Source organism: Sporosarcina sp. ZBG7A (assembly GCF_000813425.1).
In the GTDB taxonomy this organism is placed as follows: domain Bacteria; phylum Bacillota; class Bacilli; order Bacillales_A; family Planococcaceae; genus Sporosarcina.
Genome location: NZ_JWIB01000005.1, coordinates 42,305 through 58,317 on the forward strand (window position 1 = coordinate 42,305; position 16,013 = coordinate 58,317).

Genomic DNA, 16,013 nt, shown 5'->3' on the forward strand with positions numbered 1-16,013 from the left:
CTTATTTCAAATACCGTCGAGCTCCTGAGAATTCGGTGCGATATGGCCCTGCATCTATCGATATGATTTCGACTGTTTTCTTCGGATTTGGGGAATGAATCATTTTACCATTTCCGATATACATTCCGACATGATGTACGGACCCTTCACCTTTATTGTAAGCAAAGAACAAAAGGTCACCTGGTTGAAGTTGACTCTTCTTCACAGCTGTTCCATGTGTGGCTTGAACACTCGCATCTCTAGGAATATCGATGCCATGCTGTCTATAGACTGAGTACGTGAACCCTGAGCAATCCAGACCAAACCCTGAAGTACCAGCCCATAAGTATGGTAGTCCGTTAAACTTTTTCGCAGTTGTTATTATGTCCTGCGATGTTGGTGCAGGAAGTTTACTACCTTTTTGAAGCACATTTACATCTTGTTTACGTACATATTTGGCCCCATCTGTTGCCGTCTGAACTTTTACCCAATCCCCTTTTTCTTCGAGAACTGGAAGAATCGTGTTGAAACTAATTTCCATGAACGGTGTAGCAGTGGTTTCATCGTGATATAAGTTTGCAATTGGCGCTTTCACCATAGCAGTTGCACACTGTCCATAATCCGCATATGACTCTTTAATGTGAGACACAGGAACCCAACCTGGATAGCCGGCTTTGTTTTTAGGAGAAAACTGATCTTTTACAGCTATTTGCATCCATTTCCCTGAAGTCTTAAGTACAACTACCTCTTGTCCGTAGAGCGCTTGTGTTTCTGTTTTACCGACTAACCATTGTTTCTGTGGGATCGTCATCGTTTTCGTCCATTTTCGAATATCCGTTGGTGCAGAAACAGCTGGTCTGTCAATGAGTCTAGCTGCATTAGGTGCTTTCCATAGAGTCGTAACCGCCACATTTACATGATACGTCTTTTTCGCCGCGGGGTTAAAACACGTTAATGCTTCTTGAAATTCCGGATTCAATATTCGCGCAAGGAAAATTCCGAAATGGGCACGTGTTAATGTCATCGTAGGTTTGAACGTATGATCCGGATAACCGAATGTGATGTTGTTGGCAAATAGAATACTGATTGATGGTGCAGCAAAGCTTTTTACATTCACATCTACAAACTGAGACTTCTTTGAGCTGTTAGGCTGTTGTAGATCGAAAGCACGCACAAGTATAGCTGCCATTTCAGCACGTGTTAACAAAGCATTTGGATTGAATTCCTTTTTCAAATTCCCAACCATAATGTTTTCGTCTACAACGGTTGCAATGATGTCATAACCAGCAGATCCTTTTATCACATCTACCACCTGTGGGTCTGGACGATTTGTTGTGTCGAGTTTCAGAGCACGAACGAGCATTTCAGAAGCTTCTAATCTTGTAATGGATTGGTTGATGCCATAAGCAACAGAAGGACCTGAAGTGACAATTCCTTTTTCAGCTAGAAATTCAAGTTCAGCTTTTGCTGCATATTGGTCACCGACGTCACTGAACACCTTCCCTGCCGATGCTGGATTGGCAATTGAAAACATGAGCACAACGATAAGAAATGGGAATAGGATTTTCTTGATCATTAGAAGCCTCCTGATAGGTTTTATACCTATACCGTACACGAACCAGAGGCTTCTGTATAGACATTTTTCAGAAAACAATCATTTCATTTTCATTCTAAAATCGCAAGGAGACGACCCACTTCTCTTACTCCGATTTCTTGCCATTTTGATTTATCTGGAATTCTTCCGTCCTTATCGAGAGGTTCCTGGAATTGGTTGAATGTCGATGTCAAAAGTGAATTTTCTTCCGAGTCAAATCCAACATTGATGACATGCTTAATGATATAAGGCGTTTTAAACTGAATGGACGCATTGTCTTGGTCCAACATGCCTGCAATGACATCAAATGGTGCACGGATATAAATAGTCTCCCCTTCTTCCCGGTTCAAAATCCTGTCAAAATATCCGGTGTGGTAGTCCCAGTTCCCTCCGAGATGATAGCCAGATTCTTCGAGTCGATTTTGCATGACACCAAATTGTGTCTTTCTACCTTCAAGCCCTGTCTTTAAACGTATCATAATGAGCACTCCTTTTTCGCAAGTTACTCTTAGTGTCACCTTCTAAATTCGTTTCATACTCACGATGGAACTGTAAAAAGAAACTGTGCTATAATTATTTTGTGACCAGGTATTGATACTGACTGCTAACTAAAAAATATAATAGAACGATTTCAAGGGGGCCACTGAATCATGGAAGATTTATTGAAACTTAAAGGGAAAAATATTGTTGTTATGGGTGTTGCGAACGAGAGAAGTCTTGCTTGGGGAATCGCGAAAACACTTTTTGAGGTAGGTGCAAATGTAATTTTCACTTATCGTAAAGAGCGTTCACTTGCTAAGCTTGAAAAGGCACTTGAGAAGAATGAATTGACGGCTCGTTTGGTTGCAGAATGTGATGTGAACGAGGATGAAAGCATTCGTGTTGCGTTTGAAAAGATTGGTACTGAAGTTGGTGTAATTCACGGTGTGGTTCACTCTGTCGCATTTGCACACGCGGAAGATCTGCATAATGATTTTGTGGAAACTTCACGTGACGGCTATGCGTTTGCACAAGATACGAGTTCGTATTCACTTGTTGCCACTGCTCGTGAAGCGCGTCGTTATATGACCGAAGGCGGTTCAATTATTACCATGAGCTATCTTGGAGCTGAACGAGTTTTGGATGGCTATAATGTGATGGGTGTTGCTAAAGCAGCGCTTGAGGCGTCTATGCGTTATTTAGCACACGATCTTGGAAAAGAGAACATTCGTGTGAATGCGGTGTCAGCTGGAGCGGTTCGTACGTTGTCTGCTAAAGGCGTTCCTTCGTTTAATACGATTCTTCATGAGATTGAAGAAAAGGCGCCGTTACGTAGAAACATTACGTTGGAAGAAGTGGCGAAGATGAGCATGGTGATGTTGAGTGATTTGTCTAGTGGTGTAACTGGCGAAGTGGTTTATGTGGATGCTGGTTATCACATTATGGGGTAATTTAAAGATTAAAAAGGCTGTTCAGATGTCAGTTTTACTGATTTCTGGACAGCCTTTTTCTTGAAAAGAGTAAAATTAGACGGTGTTGATTTCCGTTACAGGTGGACGCTTTCCAGGGGGCTTGATTTCAGCCTCCTCGGCGCTTCGCTTCTGCGGGGTCTTCAACCTTTGCTTATCCCCTAGGAGTCGCCACCTTTCACTCCAATCAACGAAGTGTTAGAGAAATCATCTAGTTCATTATCACTTCAAAGAGGGCATGAAGATAAACTCATTGACCCATTTTCATAAATTTCTTTGTGCCTTTGTTTAGGATTTCGTCGTAGTCGATGTAGGCGAATACGTCTTCTTCTATGGAGTTACTGAAGTTTTTGAGTTCTGCGATTGTTAGTTCTTCGATGCCTTTTTTCTCTTGTTCGCAATAGATGATGAGGCGACCGACGATGCTGTGGGCGTCTCGGAATGGTGTGCCTTTGCTGACGAGGTAGTCGGCGACTTCTGTTGCGTTCAGGAATCCGGCTTTGACGGCGTTACGCATTTGGTCGGCGTTGACTTGCATTGTGTCGATCATGCTGGACATGATGTCGATGCAATCGATGACGGTATCCACTGCATCGAAGAATTGTTCTTTGTCTTCTTGCATGTCTTTATTGTACGCGAGTGGCAATCCTTTAAGTGTTGTTAATAACGCAAATAGCGAGCCGTAGACGCGACCCGTTTTTCCTCGGATCAGTTCGGCAGCATCCGGATTCTTTTTCTGCGGCATAATGCTGCTGCCTGTTGAAAATGCATCGGACATCGTAACGAATTTGAATTCTTGGCTGCTCCAAAGAATTAGCTCTTCACTTAAGCGGCTTAAGTGCATCATTATAATGGAGAAATCGGACATGAGTTCTAATAGATAGTCTCTGTCGCTTACGCCGTCGATATAATTGTCCACAGGCTTTGCGAAGTGAAGGAGTGCTGTTGTTACATCACGGTCAATTTCATGTGTGGTTCCCGCCAACGCACCACAACCTAGTGGGTTTTCATCCATAAGTTCCGCAGCGTTTTCAATTCGTTTCTTATCACGTGAAAACATTTGGACATATGCACCAACGTGATGGCTGAACGTGATAACTTGTGCTCGTTGGAGATGTGTATATCCAGGCATAATGACATCATTTGCTTGTCCTTTTGCAGTTAAGGAATCCATCAGGTTTTGCAGCAAATCTGATACTTCCTTCGCTTTAGCTTTTGCATACAGTCTCATATCGACTGCGACTTGGTCATTTCGGCTACGTGCGGTATGCAGTTTTTTCCCTGTTTCTCCGATTCGCTCAGTCAGTTGGACTTCGACGAACGAATGCACGTCTTCATAATCCCCTTCTACTAATAACTTTCCAGAAGAAATATCATTTTGAATCTCTTCCAATCCATTGAGGAGCAGTTCTCCCTCTTCAGGTGTCAACAAATCACAGTGGACCAGCATAGCCACATGTGCAAGACTCCCAGCGATATCCTGTTCAATTAAACGGTTGTCTACAGGCAAAGACGTATTAAATTGTTCCATGCGCTCGTGTTCTTTAGAAGAAAATCTTCCACCCCAAAGTTTCATGTAGCTCAGCCTCCATCAGTATGTATAATTATTATAATAAATGAATTATAATTCATAACTATCCTTTTTGCAATCTTCTCTACCCAGCTTCTCAGCTTGTATTGTGTTTGTCAAAGAGGTATACTTATTGGTACGCAACTAATGTGAAGCGAGTGATAACTATGTATACTATGCTGATTAATGACCAATCCTATAAATTTTCTATCCAAACCCCTGACCAAAATACGTCAGGGGTTTTTGTTTCCCCTCTGCAACTTTATAAATTGGAGGTTATCTGATTATGACGAACACGACACACTCATTATCTTCCCTAATTGCAATCTGGGTTAGTCTAATTAGCAACATCTTCCTTACCATCATAAAAATCATTGTAGGCTATCTATTTCATAGTCCAGTTTTGTTAGCAGATGGCTTTCACAACGCTGGCGATGTGGTAGCTTCTGCGGCAGCGTTAACCTCGATGCGCTTTTCCAAACGTCCGCCAGATGAAGATCATCCATATGGGCACGGAAAAGCAGAAGTTATCAGTTCCGCTCTCGTCGGGCTCATTTTAGGAGCAGCTGCCATTTACATCGCTATAGAAGCTATCTTCGCATTTTTCGAAGAGCCTGCTAAAGCGAGTGTTCTTGCATTGATCACCGCGATCGTTTCTATGCTTTGGAAGCAGGCACTCTATTTCTACACGATGCGAATCGGAAAACAAGAAAACAGTAAAGGCCTCATTGCTACAGCATACGATCACCTTGCGGATGTGTATGCTTCTCTAGCAGCTGTCGTCGGAATTGGGCTTGGACTAATCGGTTACCATTTTGACATTCCTGTTCTGTCCTATGGAGATCCACTTGCTGGACTAATTGTTGCCATTCTGGTGCTACGACTCGCAATCCACATCGGAAAAGAAGCGCTCGATATTTTAATGGAAAAAACCGTGAGTGAAGAACGGCTGTTGTTGTTCAAACAGTTAATAGAAGAATTCCCCCAAGTAAAACGGGTTGACCGTCTACGGGCGCGTGAGCATGGACATTATGTACTTGTGGATATTCGTATAAGTATTCCAGCGGAGCTCACGATTCAACAAGGACACGATGTGACAAGTGCTCTCAGGAATGCTATCAAGGACGCAAATCCCGATGTCGGTGAAGTCTTAATCCATGTTAATCCATGGTACGAAGAGATCGAGTGACTGTGAGTGTTCATATAAGGTATACTGAAGGGTATTGAAGGAGTTGGATTGAATGATAACTAAATGGATGAAAAATTATATCGCAGAACATGAGTCACAAGAAGGACTTCCGTTAAATCCACAGCAAAAGGAATTTCTAGAGAAGAAAGAGTTGCTTTCACCAGATATGAAAGTAATTGAAGCTCCCGCCTTCTCACCGATGTATAGTCTATCGAACAAAGAAACAGATGAGCCATTAGAAACACCTGCAAATACAGGCAATCTCGCTGTATCATTAGTGAAGACTCAACCTACTGCTTATCTATTTGCCGAAGACCCATCATTTGCGACAATTGGGATCGATGGAGTTGTTCTTGAAATGGATGATGTCTTCGAAACCGTCACTGCGTTATTCGGACTCCAGGTTCAGAAAAAGCATGGTGAATGGCTAAAGAAATATATCGATGCACAACTGGGAACTGCACCAGGTACACGCAGTTTAATGTTCTCAGCTGATGATGGATTGTGGGACGTAAATATCGCACTAGATTATGTCGATGGTTTTTCTGATACAAACACATTCGATGAAACGCTTAAACTTGTATACGAATTTGTCTTTAAAATGCTTGTCGCATTAGAGGATGAAGCGTGAATAAGGCAGCAGTCAATCATCTATACACGTATAGCCGACACACCGATGAAATAGAGTTGTGTCGACTTGAAATGCGCGCATTTTTCAATAAAGACACGCACGAGAATTTCATCTTCAGTGAAACCTGCATTGATCCTAGCCGAAGCCCTTTCATGAAAGAACGGCTGGATGTACTAGTTACGTGCAATTCCGTTCAGGAAGTTGCAGACTATGTCACTACACTTACAAATGACGGACAACGTTTTCTTATTCGTTGCCTCAATACAATAGCACTTGGTGAAACAGCTAAGATTGCTCATCCCGATCGGCGAAAAGTGGAACGGTCAATTGGAATGGCCATGCAGGGAGAAGCTGACTTGTTTCAACCCGATATTTTATACGGTGTTGTTCAGATAGGCCAGCAGTACCTGTTTGGCTATTTGACTGAAAGTATATCAGTATGGAGAGAGCACGTTAAAAAGCCTGAAATGTATTCCACTGCACTCAGCACACGTGTCGCACGCGCGGTTTCAAATATCGCCGTACCACATCCTGAAGGCGTGAAAGCGATTGACCCATGTTGCGGTATCGGTAACGTGCTAGTTGAAGCGTTATCAATGGGAATCGACATGGACGGACGTGACATTAACCCACTTGCGGTGCTCGGTTCACGAAAAAACATCGCACACTTCGGATTGACTGGTGATGTGACGCCTGGACCAATTGAAGAAGCCCCCGGCCATTATGATGCCGCAATCATCGATATGCCGTATAACTTATATACACACGTCACTCGAGACCAGCAAGCATCGATTTTGCAGGCAGCCCGCACACTGACAGACAAACTCGTCATCGTCACGATAGAATCGATGGATGATTTACTGATAGATGCAGGTTTTGAAATATTAGATCGTTGTATTGCTAAGAAAGCACACTTTGAACGGGAAGTTGTTGTGTGTCGGTAAAATAGATTAGATTCAACAGCAAAACGAGCCTACCTAGGTATTTAGGTCGGCTCGTTTTGTCGTTTTCAGATCGAGCAGAACACTGTGTAAGAATGATATGTGGCCCTAACGAACGGACCCTTCTCATCTTTCACAGGTACCTTTATGAGATACTAGTTCAAAATCGTTTATAGGTTGTATTCAAACAGGTATCAAAATAAAAATAGTAAGAAAAGGTTGATGTAAATTATTCCGCAGCTCCATCTTTAAGCCATTTCGCAGTCACTGTGTCTGCGTGTAGCATCTCTTCTGGTGTTCCTTCAAAAAGGACATGACCTCCCTTTTTCCCTCCTTCTGGACCCATTTCGATGACCCAGTCACTTGCCGCGATAAAGTCCAAATTGTGTTCGACGATGATAACAGAATTCCCCTTGTTGACAAGGTTCTGAAAGACGTCTAACAGTTTGTCATTGTCTCTAGTATGCAATCCTAAAGATGGCTCATCCAGTAAATAGATTTGTCCTTCTTTTTTCAAGTGACTTGCAAGCTTGAGTCGTTGCAATTCTCCTCCACTTAGAGAATTTGTTGTCTGTCCTAATGTCAGATACCCTAATCCAACGTCTATTAGGGTATTTACCTTTTTCACGATTTTTGGCATTTTAAAATAGTTATTCGTTTCGTCTATCGTGAGATCTAAAATTCCAACTATGTTTTTACCCTCGTATTGATAAGACAAGGCTTCGTCTGAATATCTCGTACCTCCACAGGCTTCACATGTAACGGTCACTGGATCCGCAAATGCTACATCTGGCGTGGTAACTCCTTTTCCATCGCAGACAGGACACGCTCCTAAAGAATTAAAGCTGAATAACCCCGCTGGCTGTCCAGTTGCTTTTGAAAAAATCGAGCGAATGTCATCCATGATTCCCATGTAGGTAGCAAGTGTCGAGCGGCTAGAAGTTCCGATACTGCCCTGCCCTACAGCGATCGTTTCCGGATACTTTTCTGTGAATGCTCCAAATAGTAAGGAGCTTTTACCGGAACCCGAAACTCCACATACAGCGACTAAGACATTTTCAGGGATCTCAACACTTACATTTTTCAAGTTATTATTAGTGGCATTTTGTATCGTAAAATACTTTCTTTCATTTCTTGGATTTTTATTTACAGTAAGCTTATGATCTAGTGTAGTTAAGATGGAAGCTTTTTTTAGACCTTCCAGTTCCCCTTGATAGACTACTTCTCCACCATGTACGCCCGCTCCTGGACCCATTTCAATGATTTCATCCGCTACTTTTATGACAGATAAATTGTGTTCGATGACAACTACGGTATTATGGTTATTTCTCAAGCTTTTCAGCATTTTGGTTAACATATCAATTTCTTCGGGATGAAGTCCAGCACTAGGTTCATCGAAAATATAGGTGATGTTATTTAGACTGCTCCCCAAATGACGAGCGATTTTGACTCGTTGTGCTTCCCCTCCGGACAGTGTGCCCATTTTTCTCGCCAAGCTCAAATATCCTAATCCTAAGTCAATGAGTTGTTTTACATTTGGAATCGCTTGTTGTGCAATCGATTTTCCTACTGGGTCCTTTATTTTCGACAGTTCACCCAGGAGTTCTATCAGTTCTAACTGGTCGTATTCTGCGATATTGAAGCCATTTATTTTGCATTCCAGAACTTTAGGGTTTAGACCTGAACCTTCGCAGTTCGGACATAATGTATGCGTGGACACGGCTAATACATCATCTTGAGAAGTCTGTTTTAGCTTGGTGACATCTCTATTTATATAAAGACGTGTGAATCTCGGCAGTAACCCATCCCACTCATGATCATGAGGACCGTCTTTCGTATGGAACGGCGCAAATACCCGTTCACCTTCAGGAGGACCATAAATCAATAAGTCGTACTTTTCCTTGGAATAGTCTTTAATCGGTTTATCAGGATCAAACAATCCGCCAGTCATCATCCATCTACCTTGCCAACCTGAAGGTGATAAAGGCTTAAATTTCACTGCATATTCTCGAAGTGACTTATTCAAATTGATAATCTTATTCAAGTCTGGGGCAATGACCTCTCCGTACCCATTACATTCCGGACATTTACCGAACGAACTCTGGCTAGAAAAATCGGTGGCAGAGCCTATCGGTGGACTGCCGATTCGGGAGAATAACAGTCGGATCAATGGATGGATGTCCATATAAGTTCCCACTGTGGAGCGTGAATTGCCGCCAACAGGCTTTTGCTCTACTACGACAACTGGGCTCAAGTGCTGCATCAGGTCAGCATGAGGTCTTTCATATCTCGGCATTTGATTTCTGACATATAGAGGATAGTTCAAAGTCATTTGTCGTCTGCTTTCCGTTGCTAATGTATCAAAAACAACGGAGCTCTTGCCTGATCCAGAAAGACCAGTAAATACATTAATCCTTTCTTTCGGTATATTTAAGTCCACATTCTTTAAATTATTTTCTTGTAGTCCTCTTAAAATGATTTCATCTCTTGTTTCTGACATTTCGTGATCCTCCCTTGTACGTTAAATCTTTTCACCTTGCACGTTATGTAAAAGTTCACAAAAAATAGTCCTTCTCAATATACCAAGGAATGCTTCTTGTAATAGGTGGTTTCCCTGTTTTTTTGAACTTACACTAAACACGCTTATAAATGCTTATTCATGATTCAAGCCTGATATCCTGGGATCACAACTACCTGTTAAGATGAAAACAAACTCTTCCGAAAGTAGATCAATTGTACCTAAAGCCACGGAAGTAATAAATCACTTAAAATTAAAGGAATGGATGAATTGTGCTAATTTAAATCCATCTACATTTATCGAATTGTCGAAGGTCAGGCTATTGTATGGAAGGGAGTAAGCCGGGAGGCAATTCACTTTGCCCAGATGAAAGATAGATAAGAGGAATCTATAGGTAGCGGCAAAATAATGGTGATAAAATAAAAGAACAGCTCTGTACAGAGCTGTTCTTCAATGTCACATCCTTCATAAAATTGGACGTTCGTTATTTTAGTTACGCTTAAAATCCAAGAAGTGGCAAAGGTAAAATGCTGCAACTTCGATAAAAAAGTTTGTCATTCCGAAATAATGAATACGCCACCACAATGAGAAATCGGATAAAATTCACACTGAACCTTTAGTAGAGAACTAATTTCATCATAAACAAAATAATATTCATCCTCATCCCAGTATTCAATACTTTCCTGACGACATGTATCTAATTTCTCCCGAGTTTCAAAGGAAATGTCTCCGATGAATATGTTACCGTCCTTTTTAAGAAGAGGAATTAGGTCCGTTATAAATGATATTTTTTCCTCGTCTGTTAAGTGGTGCAATGTGTAAGTACTTATAATAGAATCATATTTATTTTCAAGAATCTCAGGAGGTAGACCTACTGAAATATCCCACTCGTACAAGTTGGCATTAGGCATTTTAGATTGAGCAATGGAAATCATTTTTGATGAAAAATCTACTCCATCAATTTGGTGTCCATTTTCATAGAGTTTACTTGTTAAGACACCTGTTCCAAATCCAATATCTAGAACTTTGGAATTCTCCTCTTGCATCACTTCATTGAAAATCGTATTTAGTATTTTCTTATATCCGGCGAATGGATATAGATTATTCTCTTCACTGACTTGAACTGTTTGATCATAGTTATCCGACCATAAATTAAACCCTTGATTTGTTAACATGAATGCTCCTCCAATAATTATCAAATTTACGAGCATTCAATGAAATTCTTCATGAATTACTCGTAATGTCCTCCAATAAAACGATTTTCCTGATTATAAGTAATAATATTTTCCATTGTAATCACACCTTTCAAAAGTATATTTAAACTCTAACACGGATATCTAAATATTACATCAATTAAAGAGTGATAAAAAATGTATATCAAATTGACTTTGTATTTACTGCTATCTGTTACAAGGTAAGTTTATCCGTTACCTCCAATAATTATGAATTTCTCTTCGACATAACCTCTGCAATTCTATGAGAATTGAAGTCCTCTTCCTCATTCAATTTATCAATAATGTTAAAGTAGTCTTTTTTATTTCGATTTTGGCTTAGTTTATATGCTGCTTGGATTTCTTGTATTTTGATTTTAAATCCGACAATACCATTTAGTTGTTTTTCTAACATAGAATGTGAAAGTCTATCCCATAAAACCGGTTCCTCACGATGTTTTTCGTATTTTTGCAATAGCATTGTCAAGTCCTCTTTCAACTCTTCCTTGTCCAAAATACTGACTTCGCCATATACATGAACAGATTGATAGTTCCACGTTGGGACATTCTCCCCTTCATACCAGGAAGAAGAGATATATGCATGGGGCCCCTGGAACATAACCAGTACTTCATCGGAAGTATCGAATGTTTTCCATTGAGGGTTTCCGTAAGAGAGATGCCCTGTTATAAAGTAATCATCTCCTTTTTTTGCTAATTGCATCGGCAAATGAGTAGCAATTGGTTTCCCTTGTTCTGTTGTTACGACTGTACCAAATGAGTTTTTTTGAACAAAGCTTGAAATTTCATCAAAATTATCGACTTTAAAGTAATTCGGAATATACATGATAAACCGCCTTTCTAGAATTTATAGTAGTGTTTTCGTCATGATAAAGTCCATCTGTTCTTCATCTCCCATGACAAAAGTGTGAGTTCCACTCTGGATAAATCCCTGTGTGTTATAAAATGCAATCGCATTCTCGTTCTTTTCCCACACACCAAGCCAGATTTTCTTTTTCCCGCATTCTTTCGCAATTTCCTGAGCTTTATTTAGAAGACACTTTCCAAGTCCTCGTTTTTGAAATTCACTTTTGATATATATCCTCTCAATCTCAAGTGAATCTTGATCTACGACTTCAGACTGAGCCTCATCAACGTTTAACTTTAAATATCCAGAGACCTCATTATTGAAATAAATGAAAAAGAATTGTGAAGATGTATTAGATAATTCCTTTTCTAATTGTCTTAAGGTAAATGCCTTTTCCATGTAACCTGCAAGGTTCTCTGGCGAGTTCTGTTTGCTGAATGTCTTTTCAAATGTCTCAACGCTAATTTCCTGAAGGCTGTATAAATCTTCTAAAGTACACCTTTTTATATGTATAGTCATATGAATTTAATGCTCCTTTCATATTCAAATAATTTACTATCACACTTCGCTAGAGTTCTCCACTATTCTAAGGATGTTTTATGGGTATACGGGTACTTGCACGCCTATCCCTATTTAGTGCAACTCTTAAACCCATCTCTCCATTTCAGTATCCTGTTCGATGAGACGTAGGCTTTTTTAAGCAAAGGTGACTTCCGTTAGAGATAATAGTAATATGATAATTGACATTTTAAAAGACACAGTTGTAACAAAATAGACATGACAGAGGTTGTTTAAAATGAAAAACATTATCTTTGCTTTAGAGAGCCATTCATCTAAATACAAACAGATATATAATCAGTTTAAATTATTAATCGAGAATGGGGATCTGCCAGCAAATGAACAATTACCATCCTTACGTCAGTTAGCAGAATCCCTGCAAGTCAGTCGCAATACGACTTTAATGGCTTATGAACAGCTTGCTGCAGAAGGCTATATCCGTGGAGCAGAAAGAAAAGGCTACACAGTTAATGAACTAGAGCCGTCCTTATTCCAAGAGGGATACATTTCTATCCCTACTAATAGTTCTGAAAGTCAAACTGAGCCGAAGACAACATTTTTAATAGACTTTAAGGCAGGCGCTGTCAATCAGAAAAACTTCCCCTTAAAAGCTTGGAGAAGAATTTCTAATTCAGTATTAGCACTTCAGGAAAGCTTTCAATATGGGGATCCCTTTGGTGAAATGTGTTTGCGTGAACAAATCGCCACTTATTTGTTTGAATCTCGCGGGGTAAAAACAGATCCGAACGCAATTATCATTGGTAGTAGCACTCAGCAAATGTTGGTTAATCTTGGACATATCCTGAAGAATGATTTCGGAAGCATGATTTTGGAAGACCCCGGGTATGACGGTGCAAAAGCTGCCTTCCTATTTCATTCTTTCTCACTTGAAACTTTACCTGTTGATGAATCAGGTGCTGATTTTTCACATTTAGAAAATATGGTGTCACGTTTAATTTATGTAACGCCCTCCCACCAGAGTCCAATGGGTGTAAGTATGTCTATTCAACAAAGACAAAAACTCATTCAATGGGCCAATAATAGAGAGGGATATATTATTGAAGACGATTATGATAGTGAGTTTCGTTACACACAACAACCATTTCCAGCACTAGCTTCCATTGATTCAACAAAAGTCATTTACCTGGGCAATTTTTCAAAATCCTTTCTTCCAGGAATCCGCTTAAGTTATATGGTTTTGCCACAGTTGCTTTTATCCCATTATAAAAAACAATTTCAGCATTTCGAGAGCACCACTTCCCTTCTTAGCCAACTTTCAATGGCTAAATTTATGGAAGAGGGTGAATGGATCCGTCATATTAAACGAATGCGCCTTGTTTATAAGCGCAAGATGAATTGCTTAGTTTCTGAGTTAAATAAGCAATTCAAAAACCATATTTCAATCATTGGAGAACAGTCTGGTTTATACTTATTAGTTCAGATACATCAAAAACATTCTGAGAGCTGGCTGATTGAACGTGCTGCCGCGGAAGGCATTAAAGTGTATCCTACATCCATCTATTTCATTGATAACTATCCAGAAATGCCTATGATAAAACTTGGCTTTAGTAATCTAACCTGCGATGAAATACAGAGAGGCGTGAAGATTTTAAAAGAGGCTTGGCTATAAAAAAACATCCCCGCGAGTGTCAGTTATATCAACCATCGCGGGGCATTCATTGAATTATTAAACATTAGAATTGCCAGATTGTATAGTAGCCTTTACTCATTTATACAACCCGAATATTGAATGATTTCTTCTTCCTTTGATTAGTTTATATCCTCTAGAAAAAATCGCTTTTTATCTGTTTTCAGAACTAAACAGGTATATATAACAGATATTAAAAGCATCACAATTGCTAATGAAGCAATGACAACTCGTAAAGACAAAACATCTCCTAAGACGCCGATACCAAGTATAAATACAACCTGCACCACGCTTTGAATGAGCTGATAGATACTGGTTACTCTCCCCATTACCGCAACTGGCACATTATTTTGATAAAACGTCATGATCCCTGCATTTAAAAACACGTTAAAGAACCCTAAAATCAAAAAACCAATCACTATTGATAAAAATGACCATGAGAACGCATAAATCACATAGCCTATTGTCATCATAATTAGCCCTATAGAAATCATATATCTCAGAGAAATTTTAGTTGCAAAAATTGATAATAATATAGCACTGAGGACAGATCCTATCCCCGTTATACTCACAAGCAAGCTATAGTCAATTTCAGAAAGACCAATCACCCGCTGAGTAAAGACGACTTCTTGAGTATCCATTGTAAAAGAGAAGATCATAATTATGGTGAATCCAAGATAAATAGCAGATACATATCGATTCGCAACGAAAAAGTCTTTAACAACGATGAAATCACTCACTACTTGCGAAATCGTCAACGCAGGAACCTTATTTTGATCTATATTTTCTTTCTCTGAGAGCAATAACAGCAACATTGCCGCTACAACGAATAATACAGCGTTGATCCATAACGTAATTTCATAAGATAACCAAAAGAGCAATGCGCCTCCAATGGCTGGACCAATAATGAAAGCGCCTGAACTTGCAAAAGAACGGATTGCGTTAAACCGCTTCCTTTTTTCGATTGGCACCACAATGGTTAAATAGGTCGTAGAGGCTGGATGAAAGAAAGAGTTCGCTATACTGAGCACAATCAAGATTCCATATACAACTACCATATTTGGAGCAAAAGGAATGAGACTAATGAATACAGCCCGAATTACATATGTACTCATCATAATTTTCCTCTTACTTCTATAATCGATAAAACTTCCTGTCCAAAATTTAGTGGCGATATTCGTAAGTGGACTAATAATCCAGAGTCCCGCAACAGCTGCTGCAGAACCCGTGAGTTGAAATACGATAATATTAATCGCTATCAGGTAAATAAAGTTACCAATATTTGAAATCGCTATTGACGACAACAATATGCCAGGGTCTTTCCATTCCTTTAATATCCCCAACTTAAAACGACTCCTTCGTGCAGAAATCTATCCACTATACGAGTTAATCTCTTCTTTCTAACACGTTTTTTATAGTATCCAAAGAAACTGGGCCCTTCTGCATGGGGCGAGGACATAATCGATTATATTTGTAGACCTTCTCGTTAATTTTCTCTAACCGACCTTCTAAATCTACCGTTATATTCGCCTCATAAAAATCAGCAAGAAGGTGAACATCTTCTCGAATTTCCTGTTGTAAATTCAGCCAATGCGGCTTGTATCCCGCGTCCTTAGCAATTCGTTGAAAATGTTGAAACGTATCTCCTGAGAAATATTCTTGACTCAAAGGTTTCCCTTTTCCAGGTAGATTGTCCATCCCACCCTCTTCTGCGTGCTTCTTAATGATGTCTCCCATCAAGTCATTGTACGGTTCTTGGAAATTGTCTTCTTTCATCTTTTCCATACTCCTTTCATCAGACCTGTAATAGTTTCTATCACTTGGCCAAAATGACACCCTGTACCAATAGAGAAGTCTAATT

The 16,013-nt window shown here is 39.9% G+C and carries 14 protein-coding genes; 5 read left to right on the forward strand and 9 right to left on the reverse strand.

What is annotated here, in order from left to right; all coding sequences use genetic code 11:
* Window position 1: 1 nt before the first annotated feature.
* Together RL70_RS17430 and RL70_RS01140 are read right to left on the reverse strand one after the other, a co-directional pair.
* Complete coding sequence (locus RL70_RS17430; RefSeq protein WP_039041603.1) at window positions 2–1,555, reverse strand: NlpC/P60 family protein; 1,554 nt, start codon at window positions 1,553–1,555, stop codon at window positions 2–4.
* An 89-nt stretch (window positions 1,556–1,644) separates the two neighbouring features.
* Entirely contained in the window at window positions 1,645–2,052 is a 408-nt protein-coding gene (locus RL70_RS01140) for a YugN family protein (protein ID WP_039041604.1), read from the reverse strand.
* A 171-nt stretch (window positions 2,053–2,223) separates the two neighbouring features.
* On the opposite strand from RL70_RS01140, the gene RL70_RS01145 reads away from it, so the two are divergent.
* The gene (locus tag RL70_RS01145; RefSeq protein ID WP_039041605.1) at window positions 2,224–3,003 is read left to right on the forward strand and encodes an enoyl-ACP reductase; all 780 of its coding nucleotides are present in this window, start codon (window positions 2,224–2,226) and stop codon (window positions 3,001–3,003) included.
* A 268-nt stretch (window positions 3,004–3,271) separates the two neighbouring features.
* Here the strand turns inward: RL70_RS01145 and argH are convergent, their stop codons facing one another.
* Window positions 3,272–4,597 carry an argininosuccinate lyase gene (argH, locus tag RL70_RS01150; RefSeq protein ID WP_039041606.1) on the reverse strand — a complete coding sequence of 442 codons (1,326 nt, stop codon included), beginning with the start codon at window positions 4,595–4,597 and terminating at the stop codon, window positions 3,272–3,274.
* Window positions 4,598–4,877: 280 nt separating this feature from the next.
* Here argH and RL70_RS01155 point away from each other — a divergent pair, with 280 nt between their 5' ends.
* The 3 genes from RL70_RS01155 to RL70_RS01165 are packed head-to-tail and all read left to right on the forward strand — an operon-like array spanning window position 4,878 to window position 7,355.
* A complete protein-coding gene (locus RL70_RS01155) occupies window positions 4,878–5,780 on the forward strand; it encodes a cation diffusion facilitator family transporter (RefSeq protein ID WP_039041607.1) in 903 nt (300 codons plus the stop codon).
* Between the two features lie 52 nt (window positions 5,781–5,832).
* Window positions 5,833–6,411, forward strand: a complete 579-nt coding sequence (locus RL70_RS01160; RefSeq protein ID WP_039041608.1) for a hypothetical protein — start codon at window positions 5,833–5,835, stop codon at window positions 6,409–6,411.
* Window positions 6,408–7,355 carry a TRM11 family methyltransferase gene (locus RL70_RS01165; RefSeq protein ID WP_039041609.1) on the forward strand — a complete coding sequence of 316 codons (948 nt, stop codon included), beginning with the start codon at window positions 6,408–6,410 and terminating at the stop codon, window positions 7,353–7,355. Before RL70_RS01160 ends, RL70_RS01165 begins: the two co-directional genes overlap by 4 nt.
* A gap of 226 nt (window positions 7,356–7,581) precedes the next feature.
* Here the strand turns inward: RL70_RS01165 and RL70_RS01170 are convergent, their stop codons facing one another.
* The 4 genes from RL70_RS01170 to RL70_RS01185 form a co-directional block, all read right to left on the reverse strand.
* A complete protein-coding gene (locus RL70_RS01170; RefSeq protein ID WP_039041610.1) occupies window positions 7,582–9,852 on the reverse strand; it encodes an ATP-binding cassette domain-containing protein in 2,271 nt (756 codons plus the stop codon).
* A gap of 572 nt (window positions 9,853–10,424) precedes the next feature.
* Window positions 10,425–11,045, reverse strand: a complete 621-nt coding sequence (locus tag RL70_RS01175) for a bifunctional 2-polyprenyl-6-hydroxyphenol methylase/3-demethylubiquinol 3-O-methyltransferase UbiG (protein WP_039041611.1) — start codon at window positions 11,043–11,045, stop codon at window positions 10,425–10,427.
* 265 nt (window positions 11,046–11,310) lie between these two features.
* Window positions 11,311–11,925, reverse strand: a complete 615-nt coding sequence (locus RL70_RS01180) for an FMN-binding negative transcriptional regulator (protein ID WP_039041612.1) — start codon at window positions 11,923–11,925, stop codon at window positions 11,311–11,313.
* Between the two features lie 21 nt (window positions 11,926–11,946).
* Window positions 11,947–12,465: a GNAT family N-acetyltransferase gene (locus RL70_RS01185; RefSeq protein WP_039041613.1), complete on the reverse strand. Its 519-nt coding sequence runs from the start codon at window positions 12,463–12,465 to the stop codon at window positions 11,947–11,949.
* Between the two features lie 277 nt (window positions 12,466–12,742).
* Between RL70_RS01185 and RL70_RS01190 the strand changes: the two genes are divergently transcribed.
* On the forward strand, window positions 12,743–14,134 hold the full coding sequence (locus RL70_RS01190) for a PLP-dependent aminotransferase family protein (RefSeq protein ID WP_039041614.1): 1,392 nt from the start codon (window positions 12,743–12,745) through the stop codon (window positions 14,132–14,134).
* Window positions 14,135–14,274: 140 nt separating this feature from the next.
* Here the strand turns inward: RL70_RS01190 and RL70_RS01195 are convergent, their stop codons facing one another.
* Together RL70_RS01195 and RL70_RS01200 are read right to left on the reverse strand one after the other, a co-directional pair.
* Window positions 14,275–15,495 carry an MFS transporter gene (locus RL70_RS01195; protein WP_039041615.1) on the reverse strand — a complete coding sequence of 407 codons (1,221 nt, stop codon included), beginning with the start codon at window positions 15,493–15,495 and terminating at the stop codon, window positions 14,275–14,277.
* Between the two features lie 43 nt (window positions 15,496–15,538).
* The gene (locus tag RL70_RS01200; RefSeq protein ID WP_039041616.1) at window positions 15,539–15,928 is read right to left on the reverse strand and encodes a DUF1992 domain-containing protein; all 390 of its coding nucleotides are present in this window, start codon (window positions 15,926–15,928) and stop codon (window positions 15,539–15,541) included.
* Window positions 15,929–16,013: the final 85 nt, after the last annotated feature.

Excerpts from the sequence above, each read along its gene's own strand:
- RL70_RS01170 (WP_039041610.1), bottom strand. The coding sequence starts at position 9,852 with ATGTCAGAAACAAGAGATGAAATCATTTTAAGAGGACTACAAGAAAAT.
- RL70_RS01145 (WP_039041605.1), top strand. The coding sequence starts at position 2,224 with ATGGAAGATTTATTGAAACTTAAAGGGAAAAATATTGTTGTTATGGGT.
- RL70_RS01180 (WP_039041612.1), bottom strand. The coding sequence starts at position 11,925 with ATGTATATTCCGAATTACTTTAAAGTCGATAATTTTGATGAAATTTCA.
- RL70_RS01140 (WP_039041604.1), bottom strand. The coding sequence starts at position 2,052 with ATGATACGTTTAAAGACAGGGCTTGAAGGTAGAAAGACACAATTTGGT.
- RL70_RS17430 (WP_039041603.1), bottom strand. The coding sequence starts at position 1,555 with ATGATCAAGAAAATCCTATTCCCATTTCTTATCGTTGTGCTCATGTTT.
- RL70_RS01200 (WP_039041616.1), bottom strand. The coding sequence starts at position 15,928 with ATGAAAGAAGACAATTTCCAAGAACCGTACAATGACTTGATGGGAGAC.
- RL70_RS01185 (WP_039041613.1), bottom strand. The coding sequence starts at position 12,465 with ATGACTATACATATAAAAAGGTGTACTTTAGAAGATTTATACAGCCTT.
- argH (WP_039041606.1), bottom strand. The coding sequence starts at position 4,597 with ATGAAACTTTGGGGTGGAAGATTTTCTTCTAAAGAACACGAGCGCATG.
- RL70_RS01155 (WP_039041607.1), top strand. The coding sequence starts at position 4,878 with ATGACGAACACGACACACTCATTATCTTCCCTAATTGCAATCTGGGTT.
- RL70_RS01160 (WP_039041608.1), top strand. The coding sequence starts at position 5,833 with ATGATAACTAAATGGATGAAAAATTATATCGCAGAACATGAGTCACAA.
- RL70_RS01175 (WP_039041611.1), bottom strand. The coding sequence starts at position 11,045 with ATGTTAACAAATCAAGGGTTTAATTTATGGTCGGATAACTATGATCAA.
- RL70_RS01190 (WP_039041614.1), top strand. The coding sequence starts at position 12,743 with ATGAAAAACATTATCTTTGCTTTAGAGAGCCATTCATCTAAATACAAA.